The sequence below is a fragment of the Bradyrhizobium sp. 23 genome (assembly GCF_023073295.1).
Lineage (GTDB): Bacteria > Pseudomonadota > Alphaproteobacteria > Rhizobiales > Xanthobacteraceae > Bradyrhizobium > Bradyrhizobium canariense_D.
In genome coordinates this window covers 63,736-78,921 of record NZ_JADPJF010000089.1, presented here as the reverse complement: position 1 = coordinate 78,921, position 15,186 = coordinate 63,736, and the positions used below count along the sequence as shown (strand labels likewise).

At 65.6% G+C, this 15,186-nt stretch carries 16 protein-coding genes; 4 read left to right on the top strand and 12 right to left on the bottom strand.

Translation table 11 applies throughout. The annotated features are described in order from the left end of the window. Positions 1 to 45 precede the first annotated feature (45 nt). A complete protein-coding gene (locus IVB32_RS22435; RefSeq protein WP_026233209.1) occupies positions 46 to 1,170 on the bottom strand; it encodes a beta-propeller fold lactonase family protein in 1,125 nt (374 codons plus the stop codon). A gap of 120 nt (positions 1,171 to 1,290) precedes the next feature. Further along, the gene (locus IVB32_RS22430) at positions 1,291 to 1,443 is read right to left on the bottom strand and encodes a hypothetical protein (protein WP_018456614.1); all 153 of its coding nucleotides are present in this window, start codon (positions 1,441 to 1,443) and stop codon (positions 1,291 to 1,293) included. A gap of 117 nt (positions 1,444 to 1,560) precedes the next feature. Here IVB32_RS22430 and IVB32_RS22425 point away from each other — a divergent pair, with 117 nt between their 5' ends. Together IVB32_RS22425 and IVB32_RS42795 are read left to right on the top strand one after the other, a co-directional pair. Then, positions 1,561 to 1,737: a hypothetical protein gene (locus tag IVB32_RS22425; protein ID WP_157642977.1), complete on the top strand. Its 177-nt coding sequence runs from the start codon at positions 1,561 to 1,563 to the stop codon at positions 1,735 to 1,737. Positions 1,738 to 1,832: 95 nt separating this feature from the next. Then, positions 1,833 to 1,955: a hypothetical protein gene (locus IVB32_RS42795; protein WP_018456612.1), complete on the top strand. Its 123-nt coding sequence runs from the start codon at positions 1,833 to 1,835 to the stop codon at positions 1,953 to 1,955. 67 nt (positions 1,956 to 2,022) lie between these two features. On the opposite strand, the gene IVB32_RS22420 is transcribed toward IVB32_RS42795, so the two are convergent. The 10 genes from IVB32_RS22420 to IVB32_RS22375 all read right to left on the bottom strand — a co-directional run bounded on the left by IVB32_RS22420 (position 2,023) and on the right by IVB32_RS22375 (position 12,882). Then, positions 2,023 to 2,382: a hypothetical protein gene (locus IVB32_RS22420; RefSeq protein ID WP_018456611.1), complete on the bottom strand. Its 360-nt coding sequence runs from the start codon at positions 2,380 to 2,382 to the stop codon at positions 2,023 to 2,025. A gap of 202 nt (positions 2,383 to 2,584) precedes the next feature. Further along, positions 2,585 to 3,502, bottom strand: a complete 918-nt coding sequence (locus IVB32_RS22415) for an MBL fold metallo-hydrolase (RefSeq protein WP_018456610.1) — start codon at positions 3,500 to 3,502, stop codon at positions 2,585 to 2,587. 128 nt (positions 3,503 to 3,630) lie between these two features. Continuing rightward, the gene (locus tag IVB32_RS22410; RefSeq protein ID WP_018456609.1) at positions 3,631 to 4,413 is read right to left on the bottom strand and encodes a 3-hydroxybutyrate dehydrogenase; all 783 of its coding nucleotides are present in this window, start codon (positions 4,411 to 4,413) and stop codon (positions 3,631 to 3,633) included. 34 nt (positions 4,414 to 4,447) lie between these two features. Continuing rightward, positions 4,448 to 5,620 (bottom strand): patatin-like phospholipase family protein, encoded by a 1,173-nt coding sequence (locus IVB32_RS22405; protein ID WP_018456608.1) that lies wholly within the window; start codon positions 5,618 to 5,620, stop codon positions 4,448 to 4,450. Between the two features lie 32 nt (positions 5,621 to 5,652). Continuing rightward, positions 5,653 to 6,450 carry an acetoacetate decarboxylase gene (locus tag IVB32_RS22400; protein ID WP_018456607.1) on the bottom strand — a complete coding sequence of 266 codons (798 nt, stop codon included), beginning with the start codon at positions 6,448 to 6,450 and terminating at the stop codon, positions 5,653 to 5,655. Between the two features lie 77 nt (positions 6,451 to 6,527). Continuing rightward, positions 6,528 to 7,733, bottom strand: a complete 1,206-nt coding sequence (locus IVB32_RS22395; RefSeq protein WP_018456606.1) for an NAD(P)/FAD-dependent oxidoreductase — start codon at positions 7,731 to 7,733, stop codon at positions 6,528 to 6,530. A 103-nt stretch (positions 7,734 to 7,836) separates the two neighbouring features. After that, complete coding sequence (locus IVB32_RS22390) at positions 7,837 to 8,124, bottom strand: hypothetical protein (RefSeq protein WP_018456605.1); 288 nt, start codon at positions 8,122 to 8,124, stop codon at positions 7,837 to 7,839. Between the two features lie 98 nt (positions 8,125 to 8,222). Beyond that, positions 8,223 to 9,182 (bottom strand): AraC family transcriptional regulator, encoded by a 960-nt coding sequence (locus IVB32_RS22385; protein WP_162496292.1) that lies wholly within the window; start codon positions 9,180 to 9,182, stop codon positions 8,223 to 8,225. A gap of 212 nt (positions 9,183 to 9,394) precedes the next feature. Beyond that, positions 9,395 to 12,058: an EAL domain-containing protein gene (locus IVB32_RS22380; RefSeq protein WP_085384019.1), complete on the bottom strand. Its 2,664-nt coding sequence runs from the start codon at positions 12,056 to 12,058 to the stop codon at positions 9,395 to 9,397. 137 nt (positions 12,059 to 12,195) lie between these two features. Continuing rightward, positions 12,196 to 12,882, bottom strand: coding sequence for a hypothetical protein (locus tag IVB32_RS22375; protein ID WP_026233205.1), 687 nt, complete (start codon positions 12,880 to 12,882; stop codon positions 12,196 to 12,198). Positions 12,883 to 13,068: 186 nt separating this feature from the next. Between IVB32_RS22375 and IVB32_RS22370 the strand changes: the two genes are divergently transcribed. Together IVB32_RS22370 and IVB32_RS22365 are read left to right on the top strand one after the other, a co-directional pair. Beyond that, positions 13,069 to 14,097: a LysM peptidoglycan-binding domain-containing protein gene (locus tag IVB32_RS22370; RefSeq protein WP_018456601.1), complete on the top strand. Its 1,029-nt coding sequence runs from the start codon at positions 13,069 to 13,071 to the stop codon at positions 14,095 to 14,097. A 142-nt stretch (positions 14,098 to 14,239) separates the two neighbouring features. After that, positions 14,240 to 15,186: Spy/CpxP family protein refolding chaperone (locus IVB32_RS22365; protein ID WP_247411449.1), on the top strand; the 947-nt coding region annotated here is incomplete at its 3' end.

Genomic DNA, 15,186 nt, shown 5'->3' with positions numbered 1-15,186 from the left:
CCGGGACAAGCCCGGCCATGACGACGAGGAGGTACCAGCGCCCGCTCACGGCAGGCTCAAAAACTCCACCCAGTTCGGCTTCTTGCCGGTGGCGTAGGATTTCAGCTTGGTCAGCACCCCGCTGCTCTGGTCGATGGCATAGACCGTCATGCTGTCGGAGAGCTCGCCCACGGCGGCAAGGTAGCGCCCGCCGGGATCGATATGGAAGCCGCGTGGCTGCTTCTCGGTCGGCACGCTGCCGATGGTGGTCAGCTTGCCGGTGGTTGCATCGACCTTGTAGGCGGTGAGCGTGCTGGTGGTGCGCTCGGAGGCGTAGAGGAAACGGCCGTCGGGGGTGATTTGGATGTCGGCTGCCCAGGGCTTTCCGGTAAATCCTTCGGGCAGCGCGCTGGTGCGCTGGATCTCGTCCCATGCGCCGCCCTTGGCCTCATAGGCGAACGCCGCGACGTCGCCGTTTAGCTCGTGCAGGAGATAGACGAACTTGCCGTTGGGGTGGAACACGAAATGCCGGGGTCCCGATTTCTCCGGCACCTTGTGGGCCGGCGGATCGCTCGGCGTGAGCGTGCCGGTCGTGGCATCGAACGTGAAGGCCAGGATCTGGTCGGAGCCGAGATTGGTCGCGAACGCGAAGCGGTTGTCGGGCGAGGGCAGGAAGGCGTGCGCGTTCAGCCCGGTCGGGATCACCTGCTTCGGTTCGCCTGCGACGCCGTTGGCGAGCAGCGGATTCAGCGCGACCTTGTTGCCGCCATAGGAGGCGCTGAACAGGAATTTGCCGCCGCGGTCGATGGCGATGTAGGCCATGCTGTCGGCGAGCGGGCCGTTGCCGATATGGCTGAGCTGGCCGGTCTTCGGATCGATCGCAAAGCTCACCGCGAGAAACGGCTGCGAGCGGACACCGGCGATCAGCACGCGATGGTCGGGCGTGATCGCGAGCGGCGTCGAGGAGCCGGGCTTTTCGACGCCGGTGAAGCCGGCCGTCTGCACGGGCGTCATCTCGCCGCTCTCGGCCATCTTGAACACGCTGATGTCGTTACTGTCGGCATTGCCGACATAGGCGAACGTCTCGGCCATGCCGGCGCGGACTCCAGAAATGAGAGTGAGGAAAGCAAGCGTGGTGGCGATCGCGGCGCGGGGTACGCCGGATCTGATGCGTCGGGTCGATCTCAACATGGGGTCCTCCTGGATGCCGGTGCGGCATTTGTCGTTTTGCCGGCGAGGATAGCGGCAGCCGCCCCGCCGCGCCAAACTCCAATGGGGATCGATCGATGCCGAAATGGTATCGGTGGAGGTCTACCGTATGGCCGCTGTGCGCGAGGGCAGATGGAGCCCGGGCCGGGTGTGGGGCGGCCCGAGCACGGTCCACACGGTGACCGCGAGCAGCGCGCAGGTCAGGATCGTCCAGGCGACGAGTCGTTTCCGCATCAGGCCGAATCCGTCAGTCATATGAAGAGAATGCTCCCGGGGAGCGGGCCTGGCGATCGTGCACTGCAAATCGCGGCGATCCTATGAACTCGTTCACAGGCGAACCGAACCAATGCCGCGCGAGCGCATTGAACCGGCATGCCCCGTGAAAACGATCTCGAAGGTAAGCCCGACATGGGCGGCAAGCATGGCGGTCAGGCCGGCCAGCCCAAGTCGCCGCCGCGCCCGCGTCAGGGCGAGCGCGATGAGGACGTCGTGGCAAAGCGCCACACCGGCCAAACCGATCCCAACTCCGCGCCGACCAAACCAAAATAGCATCTCGCCCGCGCTGCACTCGCACCGGGAACGGCAGCCTCGTCTTGCCGTTACCCTGATCCCGCGGCGGAGCAGATCGAAACGGAGGCTGGCACGTGTTTTGGATTTATTGGGACACCGCCTGGTCGCTCATCATCAGCGGCATCATGTTCGCCACCATCGTCGCCCATCCCGACTCCGAGTTCGTCGAGATCCACGCGGCCAAGCAGGTCAAGTGAGCCCGCGCCGGCCGGTTTGACGGCGCATCATCGCATGCTGCGCCGAGACGGGACGAAGGTTGAGACCTCAAATCATGCTGCCGGGCATGAAGCAGCGGATCATGGCGCGGCCGTTGACGTAATACGGCCAGACCATGGTGCGGCCGACGCGGTTTGGCTCGGTGATCACGGCGTCGTCGGGCACCTCGATCCAGTCGCCCAGGAGTCTCACGCGATAATGTCCGTTGCTGGTGTCCCAGTCGACATCGTCCAGCGCCGTGCCATCGGCATCGGCACAGCAGGGACCGCCGCCCTTGCTGCGCAGGCTCTCGAACCAGCCCTTGAGGGGCGAGTTCGCGTAGCGACCGTCGTCGCGGGCCTGCACGGATGGGCCGATCATGGCGGCAACCGCCACGAGAGTGATCATCCTGAATGCCGCGATCGCCATGTCGCCTCGCTCGATCTCGCGCGCGCACGAACGCAGACGAGGAGCCGCCTGCGCTGCACGCGACGCAATGCTGGCTGGCGCCGCCGACCGGTTCCAGCCGTCTCAGCGGGGCGATAACCGCGAGGGTCGATGTTTGATCCTATTTTCAAGGGCGCGGACTTGTCGAGTCCGCGCCCTGCTTCAGCTCCAACCCGGCAAGCGGTCAGTAGTCCCAGAACACCGGCACCCAACGGAAGGCGTCGCCGTCGGCTGCCACCCGGCCCACGGACGGGAACGGCAGGTGCGTGGCCACCAGCATTTCCCCGGTCTCGGCAAGCTGTCGCAACAGACGGATGCGAACGCGCGCGGCCTCCTCGGGGTCGTGTTCGAACCCGTTAAACCAGTCGGGTTGCTCGAACCCGACGGCAAACACGGCGTCGCCGGCGAATGTCAGCGCATCATCGCCGGACGCCATGCGAACCACGCTATGTCCGGGGGTGTGACCGCCGGTGCGACGGGCGATGACGCCAGGTGCAATCTCGTGCTCGTCATCGAACAGCCTCAGCTGACTGCCGTACTCCTTCAGGAAATGCTTGGCGGTCGATCGAAGCGCGTCCGGAAAGCCTTCCGGCATGGCAGTGCGGGAGAAATCCGGCTTTTCCCAGAACTTGACCTCGGCGGCCGCGACGTGGATCCGCAGGTCCTTGCGCAGCTGCTGCTTCACCCCCTCGACCAGCAGGCCGCCAATGTGGTCCATGTGCAGATGAGTCAGCACCAGATCGGTCACCGCCGAAAGATCGATGCCGGCGGCCGCCAGTCGCCTGATCAACTGCCCGGCGCGCGGCAAGTTCAGGTTCGGATCCGAACCCAGTCCGGCGTCGATGAGGATGGTCTTGCCGCCGCTGCGAACCATGACGGCGTTCAGCGCCCAGTCGAAAGCGTCCTGCGGCAGGAACATGTCGTGCAGCCAGGTCGCCCGCACCGCCGGGTCGGCGTTGTGCGCGAGCATCTTGGTCGGCAGCGGCAGCACGCCGTCGCTGACCACCAGCACGTCGATCTCGCCGATCTTCAGTGCGTAGCGCGACGGAACGAGCTCTTCAGGTCCCGATGACACGGGATATGAGGTGTTGTGCAGATTCATGTTGGTCTCCTGTTTCAAGGTTGAGGCACTTGGTTGGTGTTGACTCTGGCCGGTCCTGGTTGAGCAGGCCGCGCCGCCAGCGAGAGCGCGGCCGTCATCGCTTGGTGAGTTAGAGGCTCGTCACGCGCTCATTGCGCGGTCCAGCCGCCATCGACGGAGATCGTCGTCCCCGTGATCTGGTCGGCCGCGGCCGAGCACAAGAAGGCGACGGTGCCACCGATCTGCTTAGGGGAGGCGAAGTCCAGCGATGGCTGTTTTTCGGAGAGAAGCTCTTCGGCCGCTTGCTTCTGGCTGATGCCTTTCTCCGCCGCGATGTCGCTAATCTGTTTCTCCACGAGCGGCGTGCGCACCCAGCCGGGACAGACCGCGTTGCAAGTGACGCCGCTGCCGGCGGTTTCGAGGCCTACCACCTTGGTGAGGCCGACGAGGCCATGCTTGGCCGCGACATAGGCTGCCTTGTGGGTGGATGCGACGAGACCATGCGTGGAAGCGATGTTGACGATGCGACCCCATCGCTGCTTTTTCATCTGGGGCACGGCCGAAGCGATGCCGTGAAATGCGGCCGACAGGTTGATGTCGAGAATGGCCTTCCACTTGGCGGGCGGAAACTCCTCGACCGGTGCGGTGAACTGGATGCCGGCATTGTTGACGAGGATGTCGAGCCGTCCGAAGTTCTCGATGGCTGCCGCGATCATTCCGCGCACGGCATTGCCATCCGACATGTCGGCGCCGTCATACGCGACGCGGACGCCGTCCTCGTGTTCGATGCCGCTGCGGATCTTCTCGATCTCTCCCGGATCTCCAAAACCGTTCAGGACGATATCGGCGCCGAGCCTGGTCAGCTCTCTTGCGATCCCGAGGCCAATGCCGCTGGTCGATCCGGTGACGATCGCTACTTTGCCTTTCAACATGAAAAACTCCTTTCGATGATGGTTGCCGGCGAGGTCAATCGCGGCGGTGAATGTCGTAGGTGACGATGCCGAGTTCGGAAGGCGGCGGCTCGAGGCGCCGTCCGTCGGCCAACGTGCGGCGGATGTCGTCCCGTCCACTTTGCCAGTGCGCGCGCATCGCTTTCGGTCCGAACTCGTAATCCTTGGAGTGACCTTCGTGGAGCTTGGACTGGTAGATCAGGTGGATGATGTTGTGGGAGCGGTGACGGGCGAGCTCGGCGATGGCGCGCATTTCGGGATCGTTTCTTGCGGCGTCCGGCAATCTGTCGATCGTCCGCTGCAGCGCCTGCCGCATCTCCTGCATCCGTAGCGCCTGGTCGGTGACGGCGCGGGTACGACTGGAATACTGAATGTCCTTCTGCCGGCTCGACACCTCCATCATGTCGTGCGGCACGCGGCCCCGCGCCGACCAGAGATCGATCTGGAACGTCAGCGTGTCTTTCGCATCGCCCGACAGGACGCGAGAGAGAGGCGTGTTGGAGACCACGCCACCATCCCAGTAGTGCTCGGAGTCGATTTCGACGGCGGGAAATCCGGGCGGCAGCGCGCCCGAAGCCATGAAGTGTTTCGGACCGAGCCGCCGCTCGGCTGTGTCGAAATAGGTGAGATTGCCGGTGCGGACGTTGACCGCGCCGACGCTGACACGCACTTCGCCCGAGTTCAGCCGGTCGAAATCGACGAGCTGTTCCAGCGTCCGTTGCAACGGCGCCGTGTCATAGAAGCTGGTCGACGCGTCGCCCGAGAAGGGCGACCACAGGGGCGAGGGGAAGCGCGGCCTGAAGAAGCCGGGCTGGCCTTGGAACAGCGCGCGCATTGCGGCAAGCGTGTTGTGCAGGGAGTTGAAGTCGAACGCGAACGGTAGCGCACCGGCCAGTCCCTCGCCGGCAGGCCATTCCACCGGGGTTGCGCAGATCGTCTCCCAGAACTCGCGCAGCCGTGCCACGCGCTCGTCTTCCGGGGAGCCCGCGATGATCGCGGCGTTGAGCGCGCCGATCGAGATGCCGGCCAGCCAGTTCGGCCGGATCCCGGCCTCGTGCAAGCCTTCGTAGACGCCGGCCTGGTAGGCCCCGAGCGCGCCGCCGCCCTGCAGCACCAGCGCAACGACATCGTAGGGCAGCGGATTGATCGGTCGTGCGGAATCGATTTGTTCGCGTGTCACGTTGAACATGGTGACTACTCCTTGCAATGCGACCTGTTCGGTCAGCCCGCGTGTGTTTCGGTCAGGATTTCAGATCCGGCTCCACGCGATCGCGCCGCCGCGGACCGCTCCAGATAGTCGTGCACCACGGTGCCTAATCCGAGCGTCAGATCGGCAACGATATGCTTGGCCGAGAGCACCTGAAGAACCGGCAGCTCGGCGACCGGTGCGAGCGCGTGGGAGAAGAGATCGAGCGCGGCGGGCCCCGTCCATGCGCCCTTCACCGTCACGTCCTCGAGATGGAAGCGCACCAGTTCGCAAATGCGCGCGGTGCCGTCGACATGCGGAATGATCTTCAACAGAAAATTGGGAGCGATGAGCTTTCGTGCTTCGGTGGAAAGATCGAGGGCGCGATGCTTGTAGCCCATGGTGCCGGTGGCGATGCGCACCGAGCCGTAGTCGAGCGTGCCGACCAGGGTATCGGTCTCGACGGCCAGCTTCGGCTGGGCCAGCTTCTTGGGAAAGCCCCACAGCTCGCGGCCGCCGGCGATCGGCGGATGATCGTTGAGGAACATCTGGTGGACGAAGCTGCCGGTCTGGCCGCGGAACGACACCGGGATGATCTGGCCGCTTTCCGTGTAGTCTCCGAAGCCGGTGGAATCAGGCATGCGAATGAATTCGTAATTCACCACAGGCTCGGTCAGCTCCAGCGGCTCCGGCACGATCCGGCGCAACGCCTCCGGGTCGGTCCGGTACTGGATGATGAAATATTCGCGGTTGATGAAGCGATACGGGCCGGGCGGGAAAGCCGGATTCGTCAGCGGCATCGCGAAGGCGACGTTGCGGATCTGCTGGTTCATGCTGTGGGTTCCTGAATGGTCGGTGCTGTGGCGGGCCGCGCGCCCCGCGGGAGCGCGGCCATCATCACGTGAGGCGTCTAGACTTCGGTCACGCGTTCCGGATCGGCCGACGCGAGCGCCAGGGCGCGCTCCGCCTTCGGCGGATAGATCCAGACGGTGTTGATCTCACGCTTGGTCTTCTTGGCGACATCGCCGACCAGCTCGACCTTGCGCTCCCAGCCGCGTGTGAACAGCGCGCCGGCTTCGCCGAGGTCGAGGCAGGTGACGTAGGCCTTCTGGTGGTAGGGCCTGGTCGGAACGCCGAGCAATTCGGCCGCGGCATTGTTGCCGGCAAAGGCGCCCATCCGCGTGGCGTGCTGGCACGACATCAGTGCGTAATTGCCCTCGTCGTCGCAGGCGGCGCGTGCCGCGTCGCCGGCCGCGAAGACACCCTGCACGCTTGGCACCTGCAAGCAGCGATCGACCAGCAACCGTCCGAAATTGTCGCGCTCGGCGGGAATCTGCGCGGTCAGCGGCGCTGCACGAATGCCCGCCGCCCAAATCACCGTCTCGGTTTCAATGTGCTCACCGCTGGACAAGGTGACACCGGTGTCGTCAAGCGCGGCGACGCCGGCGCCGAGCCGTGTCTCTACGCCAACCTTGCGCAAGGCTTCCTCGATGACGGGGCGGGCGCCTGCACCCATGTCGGGTGCGATCGCAGTGTTGCGATCGACGATGACGACGCGAGTCTTGGCATCGGGGCCCAGGATTTCGCGCAGCCGCGTCGGCATTTCGGTGGCCGCCTCGATCCCGGTGAAGCCGCCGCCAGCGACGACGACCGTGTCGCGTCCGTTCGCGGCGGGCCGCTCCGCGAGGCCATGCAGATGCTTGTCGAGCGCTACGGCATCGTCGAGCGAATCGACGCTGAAGCCGTGCTCGGCGAGGCCCGGAATGTTCGGACGGAATAGCCGGCTGCCGGTGGTCACGACGAGGCGGTCGTAGGACAGCGTCTTTCGCGGGCCCTTCGCGGGCGTGATCTGCACCGTTCTGGCCTCGGTGTTGATCGTCTCGGCGCTGCCCTGGATGTAGTCGACGTCGATCGCCTCGAGGACGTCGACCAGCGGGGCCGTCACGGTTTCCGGCTTCGACTCGTAGAGCCGCGGACGGACCACCAGCGTCGGCTCCGGTGAAACGAGCGCGATCTGCAGATCTTGCGGCGAGGCGCCCCGGATGTCGCGCAGCCGGGCTGCGGAAAGCGCGGCGTACATGCCGGCGAAGCCGGCCCCGATGATGACGAGTCGCATGGGTTTTCTCCTTGGTTGCTGTTCGAAAGACCGCGCGCGACCGCGCTGCTGCGTTGAGAACAGCGTCCGGCGTCGGCGCGTGGGGTGGGTTGGATCGCTGGCCTCAGGGCGCGATGCAGCGTGCCTGCAGATTCGGCGGCCGGCCGTAACCTAAGACGACGGGCTGAAGCTCACTTCGACTCCAGTCCTGATAGGGAAGGCCGGCGCCATTTCGGATCATGATGGAAACGGGCGGTTGTGCCGGGTGCATGGTGTAAGCCGGAATTTCCACTTCCTCGCCCGTCGCCGACGTGAAGCGAACGGCCAGCGAGAGTCCGTACAGGGTTGCGGTCGCGAGGCTTCGGCGGCGTGAGGCAATCAGCCGTCGGCTGACGAAGTTTTTCCAGGTCATCTTTGGTCTCCCTCGATTGGTCTGGACATGGAGATGATGTAGCTGACCCGATTTGCCGTTGCCCCAGCGCGATTGCCGTCGCTGTCGAGAGATTGCTGCTAACGCATACGCCTGCGCCAATCGCTCGGCGTCTCGCCCGTCAGCTTCTTGAATGCTGCGGCGAAGGCCGTTTGCGAGGAGTAACCAAGCGCCGCGGCGACCGAGACGATCGATTCGTCGCTCTCCCGCAAGATGTTCATGGCCTGCTCGAGCCGGTGCTGACGCAGCCAGGCATGCGGCGATAGCCCGGTGCTCTCCTTGAAGGACCGGCAGAAATGGAAGCGCGACAGTCCGGCATCGGACGCCAGCGCATCGAGCGAGACATCCGCTTCGCTATCGCAGCGCAATCGTTCGATCGCACGGAGCAGGACCTTCGGCGCCAGCCCGCCCATGGTCGGCTGGAACGTGGTTGGCGAGCCTGCATGCGCAGCCAAAAGGCGCGTGGCCAGAAGATCCGTGAGCTGATGCCGGAACAGCGCATCAAGGACGCCATGGCCCCCCAGCGAATCCGCGGCGCTCAGGAGCAGTCGGGACGTGATGGTGTCGGGATGCGCCGTTCGCTCAATCAATTCGGCGGTCCCGGCGGTCCCGGCCTCGCCAGCGACGCGCTGCAGCGTTGCGTCGGGAAGGTAAAGCTGCACGACGTCGACGGGCTTCGGAATGTCCCATCGGGAGCTCGACCCTTCCGGAACGATGTTCACGACCCCCGGACGAAACGTGCCGATCGCGATCGATTTTCCCGAGCGCCGCTCCATGCGCTGCATCACGCCTTTATGCGCCATGATCACGTGGTGGCGCATGGGCTCGACGACGTCGTGCAGCGCATCATGTTTCCAATGCGCGATCCCCGCGCCGGAGGAGTCCAAGGCCATGCGAAACGGCTCGGTTCTGAGCACGCGCGCCATCTCCGCGTCGGCGGCGCGCCGCTCGGACGTCGAGCGATCGTCAGGCTGTACGTCGGGTGCGGGCGGCAAGCCCTTGTGCGAGGGATTGCGCATGAGTGCAGTGTTCCCGGTCATGATGTGGCTCCTGCTGATCAGCTCGGGCTTTCGATCAGTCGTCCGTATTTGTACGGAACGGCGCGTGTTCTAGGCGCCGTGGCTGCCGGGCGTATTTCCTGAACCCGCCATGTTTTGTCCGATCCTGCTCCAAGCCGGCCGGCGCTTTCGCGAACGCACGGCGGGCGGGAGTGGACAGAGATGTTGATGACAAAGCGTGCGGCAGTGCGCCGCTAGGCCGCGGCCGCCTGCGCCGACAACAGCTGCTTCAGTTTCGCGGCCGGCACGGCCGGGCTGAACAGCCAGCCCTGCATCTGGCTGCATCCGAGCTGGAGCAGCACCGCGCGCTGCGCTTCGGTCTCGACGCCTTCCGCGGTCGTCGCCATGTGACGGGCGGCGGCCATGTGCACCACCGCCTGCACGATCGGCGAGGAATCTTCCGACTGACCGATGTCGCTGATGAAGCTGCGGTCGATCTTGATCTTGTCGAACGGGAAACGATGCAAATAGCTCAGCGACGAATAACCAGTGCCGAAATCGTCGAGCGCGATGCGCACGCCGAGCTCGCGCAGCTGCTGCAGGATCGTCAGCGCCTCCTGGTCGTCGCGGATCAGGACCGTCTCGGTGATCTCGAGCTCGAGCCGTCCGGGCGCGAGACCCGACTCGGCGAGTGCGGCTGCGACCTTCAGCGCCAGCGTCCGCGAGCGGAACTGCACCGGTGAGACGTTGACCGCGATGTGGATGTCGCCGGGCCAGGAGGCCGCCTCGAGGCAGGCCTGCCTCAGCACCCATTCGCCGATCTCGCCGATCAATCCGGTCTCTTCCGCAACCGGGATGAAGTCGGCGGGCGAGACCATGCCGCGTTCCGGATGGTGCCAGCGCAGCAGCGCTTCGCAGCCGGTGACGACATTGGCCGCGAGATCGACCAGCGGCTGGTAGTGCACCTCGAACTCGCCGCGGGCCAGCGCCTGCCGCAGATCGAACTCGAGCTGGCGGCGCAGCCGCGCCTTGGCGTCGTGTTCGGGCGCGAAGATACGGAACGTGCGGCGGCCCTCGGATTTCGCCGCATACATCGCGAGATCGGCGCGCTTGAGCAGATCGTCGAGATTGTCGCCGTGGTCGGGGGCGATCGCGATGCCGATGCTGGCATCGGTCGGGATTTCCTGGCCGTTGCAGTCCACGGGGGCGCGCAGCGCCTTCAGGATCTGCTCGGCGAGGGCGGTCAGTTCGGCCTCGTCGCGGCTGCCGGCCTTGACGATGGCGAATTCGTCGCCGCCCAGCCGTGCGACCATGTCGCTGCCGCTGACGCAGGCGCGCAGGCGGTTCGCGACCTGGCGCAGCAGCTCGTCGCCGACCTCGTGGCCCAGCGAATCGTTGACGCCCTTGAACTCGTCGACGTCGATATAGAGGATCGCGAACGGCTTGCCCTGGGCAAGCTCGGCGACGCGCCGCTCCAGATGGCCGCGCATCAGCACGCGGTTGGGCAGGTCGGTGAGGGCGTCGTAATGCGCCATATGCGCGATGCGCTCGTCGGCGCGGATGCGCTCGGTGACGTCGTCATGGGTCGCGAGCCAGCCGCCGCCGGCGCCGGGCTGGTTCTTGATCTCGATCAGGCGGCCATCGGAGGTCTCGACTATCGCGCTGTGGGTCTGGCCGACGCTGCCCAGAATGCCGTCGCAATAGGAATCGACGTCGCCGTCGAACGAGCCGGTGTCATGGCGATGCTGAATCACGTCGCGGAAATACGCGCCGGGCTTCACCAATTCGGCCGACAGCCCGTACATCTCGATGTAGCGGCGGTTGCAGACGATCAGCCGCTGGTCCTGGTCGAACATCAGCAAGCCCTGCGTCATCGTGTTCATCGCGGTGTCGAGCTGCTGCTTCTCCACGGCGAGCCGGCGCGTCATCTGGCGGAAGATGGAATAAAGCGTCAGCACGAGCAGGCCGATCGACAGCACGGCGACGGTCACGAAGAATTTGGTCTGCGTGTGCCATGTTGCCAGCGTCGCATCCAGCGACTTGGTCGCAACCACCACCAGCGGCTCGCCGGTCAGGAGGCGTGCGGCGACGATGCGATCCTTGCCGTCGATCGGGCTTGCGAGCTGGGTCGTGACGAAGGTGCGCTCGAACACCGCCATCTGCTCGCGCGTGCCGTTGCGGAAATTCTGCCCGATCATCGCCTCCACATGCGGAATGCGCGCCAGCAGCTGGCCGTTCTGGTGGTGCATCGCGATCGAGGAATCCTCGCCGAGCCCGCTCGAGGCGAAGAAGGATTCGAGCTGGTCGGGCGTGATCGCGCGCGAGACCAGCCCAAGGAATTCGCCGTGGGGACCGGAGACGCGGCGCGCGAACACGATCGCCGGTCCGCTGCCCAACCGTCCCGGCACGACCTCGATCTCTTCCTGCGACGCCGGATCGTTCTTGAGGCGATTGAAATAGCCGCGGTCGGCAACTGAAACATCGGCGACCGGCCAGCGCCGCGACGAGTTGATCAGCACGCCCTTGGCGTCGAACACGTTGGCGCCGGCGACGTCCGACCAGCCGCTGGCTTTGGCGCGCAGCGCCTCGTGCACAGCGAGCGTGCCCATCTCGCTGCGGAAGACGTCGGCGGAGTCGATACCATGGCTTTCGAGCTCGGCGATGATGCTCTTCTGCAGCACCGCGAAGTCCTCGAACTCGCGGTCGAAATGGCGCGCGAGCAACCGGACCGCGCTCTCCACGCTGTCGCGGCCGCTTTCGATCGCATTCTGCCGGAAGCGGTCGACGGTGAGCGCGGTGCCGATCGCCATTGCGGCCATCAGCACGAAGCCCCCTGCGATCAGCCATGTCAGCGGCGCGCCGCGCCAACGGCGCAGCAACGCGCGCATGCGCGCGCTCCATCGGATCGATGTGCCCATGCAGCCCTCCCGTGGGATGCAAGATGCGGCAAAACCGACAAGACCACGTTACCAGTGAGGGTTAGGAAAACATGAATCGGAATGGAATCAGAGGGTTGGTTCCATCGCTTGTCTGAAGGTGCGGGGCCATGGTTCCCTCAGCGTCGGATTTCCCATCGCAACGCTTCCGCATTGGTCTTGGCGAACATCGCCGGCACGTCGAAGGTCCCGGTCTTGAGATCATAGCGGCAGCGCCAGTCGGCCAATCCCTTCACGGCGACGTTCTTCGGGTGCTTGTCCATTTCGCCCGAGATCACAAGGTAACGGTTGTCCGGCCAGTGCACGCCAAGCCCGCGATAGGCCTCTTCGGTGCCTTTCACGAGATTGGCCGAGATGTGGTAGTCGAGCTTCATCTTCCCCGTGTCCGGCCGGCTGTGGAAATAGGCCCAGGCCAGATCGCTGAACGAGGTCTTCGTCACGCTGACGAAGGCGCCTTTGTCGACATGGTAGAGATAGAGGTCCTGCTCGCCGGAGCCGGTCTTCTGCATCCGCACCAGCCATTGCGAGTCGGGGGTGAAGCGGAAGCCGGCGCCGTAGCCCTGCTCGGGCTTCAGCTCCGTCATCTGGTCGCCACGCCTCGCCCAGGCCTGCCATTTGACGTCGAAATCTCCGCTGTCCTTCATGTACTGCTCGATCTTGGTGGCTTTGTCGGGCGAGGTGAAGGCTAGATCGGCATCGTCAGTGAGAGCGAAGCCAGACGGCGGGCCGGAAGCGGCGAGCGCCGGAGTTGCGGCCAGGATGAGGGCAACCACCAGCCATTGTGCGGGACGGCAAAATGCGGTCACGGAAAAAATTCCTCAAGAAAAATGCCGCGATGCGGCCTCGATCATTTGACGCCGGCGGGGGTGCGCCGGTTCATCCCGGCGTGCCGGCGCATCATCCCATCGACCGTCTTGCTGCCGTGGCCAAAACGGCGCACCTTGCCGGCTCGATTGATTTGCTAGGTTCTTCCTGATCAAGGTTCGTTTCCGATGGTGACCGCGACCAAGGCCTTCATTGCATTCTGTCTGCTCGCGGTGGGCGGCACCGTGCTGGTGATCGGCCCCACCGAGCTGCGTCGCATGCTGCCGATCGGGGCCAAGACCGATTCCGTGGTCGCCGCCAAGCCGGAGGCCAAGGTCGAACAGAAGGTCGAACCCAAGCCGGAACTCAAGCCGGAACTCAAGCCGGAAGAGCCCAAGCTGGCCGCAAGCGCGCCGCCGGTGCCGGCCGCGTCCCCCGCTGAAACGAAGGCGGGTGCGCTGGCCGAGACGCAAAAGCAGGTCACGGCCGCGCTTGCCGATCTTGCACCGGTCAAGCCGCCGCCGGCGATTGCGGATACCGGCCCCCGCTTCGACGTTGCACGCGTCGACGATCACGGCGAGGCGGCGGTGATCGCGGGCCGGGCGACGCCGGGTGCCAAGGTCGAGCTGCTGCGCGACGGCAAGCCGATCGACACAGTCGTGGCGGATGCGTCGGGCCAATTCGTGATGACGCCGCCGCAGCTTCCCGCCGGTTCCTACGAGCTGACCTTGCGGGCGAAATCGCCTGACGGCACCGTCACGCAATCCGGCCGCAGCATGCCGGTCGTCATCGCCGAAGCCGCACCGCCGCCCGCTCGCCCTGCACCGGTCGCGCGGCAAGAGGCGAAACAAGAGGCGAAGGCCGAGAAGCCCGACGACAAGTCGGATGTCGTGGCATCGGTGTCGGACAGGCCCGCAGCCCGGCCGAGATTGATGGGCGCACCGAAACCGAAGGGCGGATCGGGGGTCATGGCGCGGGCGCCCGCGGCCACGACCGTTGCATCGGCCTCGCCGGCGGACGCCGTCAGCGGAGCAGCGGCGGAAACAGGCGGCAGCCGGGTGATCTCTCGCGGCGACAGCCTGTGGGCGCTCAGCCGGCTCGCTTACGGCGACGGCGCCCGCTTTGCGGTGATCTACAACGCCAACCGCGCCAAGATCCACAATCCCAATTTGATCTATCCCGGCCAAACCTTCGTGCTGCCGCAAAAGGCGGAGTAACACCGCATCGGCTCTGCCGGGGCGCGTTGCGACGCTTTGCCCTGTACGCTTCCGGAACATTTGGTTCCCTCGCGCGTCATGGTGATGCGACGCGATGTGCGCTTGGCGCCGGAGGAGGGCCAAGGTGGACAGGTCAGTGGTCATGTCGAGATCACGCTTGGCACTCAGGCCAAGGCTGGGGCTGGCGCTATCAGGCGTAACCCTCGTGATTCTGGCCGTGCTGTTGCCAGGTCGCGCCGAGGCGCAGTTCGGCTTCCGCGGCGGCCCGCTCGGTGTTGCGCGCTTTGCCGTCGGCCACATGATCGGCATGTCTCGCTTGCGCCATGCCCGCATGGCGGTGCGGGGCAGCCGATACCGCTCCGCAGCGTTGAGGTCGCAAGATCCTCGCGGCGCAGAGCGCGGCCAGCCTGCGAATCCATACGTGCTCCGTGCGGCGATGACCGCGCAAGCTGCGCTGTCGGGCTGGCGTGGCGGCCGTCGTCCGCAGGGCTGGTGGCGCCATCCCGACGGCAGCTACGGCTGGGTCGGCCCGGTGTTCTGGCCATTCGCGCATGACGATCTCACCACCGCGATCATCCTCGGCGATACGACCAGCCTCTCGCTCTACGGCTATGGCGACATCTATGCCGCGATCTTCGCGCCCTATGCGGCCACCGAGCTTGCGGCCTACACCACGCCGCAGGGCCGGCGCGGACGGCGGGTCCCGACCGCAGAGACTGTCTGCGATGCCAGCGACACCGGCGGCCTGCCGGTCGATCGCATCGCCGCTGCCGTGCAGCCGAATGAATTGCAGCGCACAGCGCTCGACGAGCTCGCCACCGCGTGGGCATCCGCGCGCGACACCATCCGCGCCGCCTGTCCGACGCAGGTCCCCGCGATGGCCATCGAGCGCCTCGGCCTGATGCGCGAGCGCATCGAGGCCATGATCAAGGCAACGGACGCCGTCGCACCTTCGCTCGCAAAATTCCTCGACCTCCTCGACGACGACCAGAAGGCCAAGCTCGATGGCCTGGCCAAGGAGCGCCGCGCCGCGCTCGCGTCGATCCAGCAAAAGAATCCCGAGGCGGCGTCGGCCTGCCAGGCGGACAG

What these genes read in the sequence shown, in the direction of transcription:
- IVB32_RS22435 (WP_026233209.1), bottom strand. Translation starts at nt 1,170, where the DNA reads ATGTTGAGATCGACCCGACGCATCAGATCCGGCGTACCCCGCGCCGCG.
- IVB32_RS22430 (WP_018456614.1), bottom strand. Translation starts at nt 1,443, where the DNA reads ATGACTGACGGATTCGGCCTGATGCGGAAACGACTCGTCGCCTGGACG.
- IVB32_RS22425 (WP_157642977.1), top strand. Translation starts at nt 1,561, where the DNA reads ATGCCCCGTGAAAACGATCTCGAAGGTAAGCCCGACATGGGCGGCAAG.
- IVB32_RS22420 (WP_018456611.1), bottom strand. Translation starts at nt 2,382, where the DNA reads ATGGCGATCGCGGCATTCAGGATGATCACTCTCGTGGCGGTTGCCGCC.
- IVB32_RS22415 (WP_018456610.1), bottom strand. Translation starts at nt 3,502, where the DNA reads ATGAATCTGCACAACACCTCATATCCCGTGTCATCGGGACCTGAAGAG.
- IVB32_RS22410 (WP_018456609.1), bottom strand. Translation starts at nt 4,413, where the DNA reads ATGTTGAAAGGCAAAGTAGCGATCGTCACCGGATCGACCAGCGGCATT.
- IVB32_RS22405 (WP_018456608.1), bottom strand. Translation starts at nt 5,620, where the DNA reads ATGTTCAACGTGACACGCGAACAAATCGATTCCGCACGACCGATCAAT.
- IVB32_RS22400 (WP_018456607.1), bottom strand. Translation starts at nt 6,450, where the DNA reads ATGAACCAGCAGATCCGCAACGTCGCCTTCGCGATGCCGCTGACGAAT.
- IVB32_RS22395 (WP_018456606.1), bottom strand. Translation starts at nt 7,733, where the DNA reads ATGCGACTCGTCATCATCGGGGCCGGCTTCGCCGGCATGTACGCCGCG.
- IVB32_RS22390 (WP_018456605.1), bottom strand. Translation starts at nt 8,124, where the DNA reads ATGACCTGGAAAAACTTCGTCAGCCGACGGCTGATTGCCTCACGCCGC.
- IVB32_RS22385 (WP_162496292.1), bottom strand. Translation starts at nt 9,182, where the DNA reads ATGACCGGGAACACTGCACTCATGCGCAATCCCTCGCACAAGGGCTTG.
- IVB32_RS22380 (WP_085384019.1), bottom strand. Translation starts at nt 12,058, where the DNA reads ATGGGCACATCGATCCGATGGAGCGCGCGCATGCGCGCGTTGCTGCGC.
- IVB32_RS22370 (WP_018456601.1), top strand. Translation starts at nt 13,069, where the DNA reads ATGGTGACCGCGACCAAGGCCTTCATTGCATTCTGTCTGCTCGCGGTG.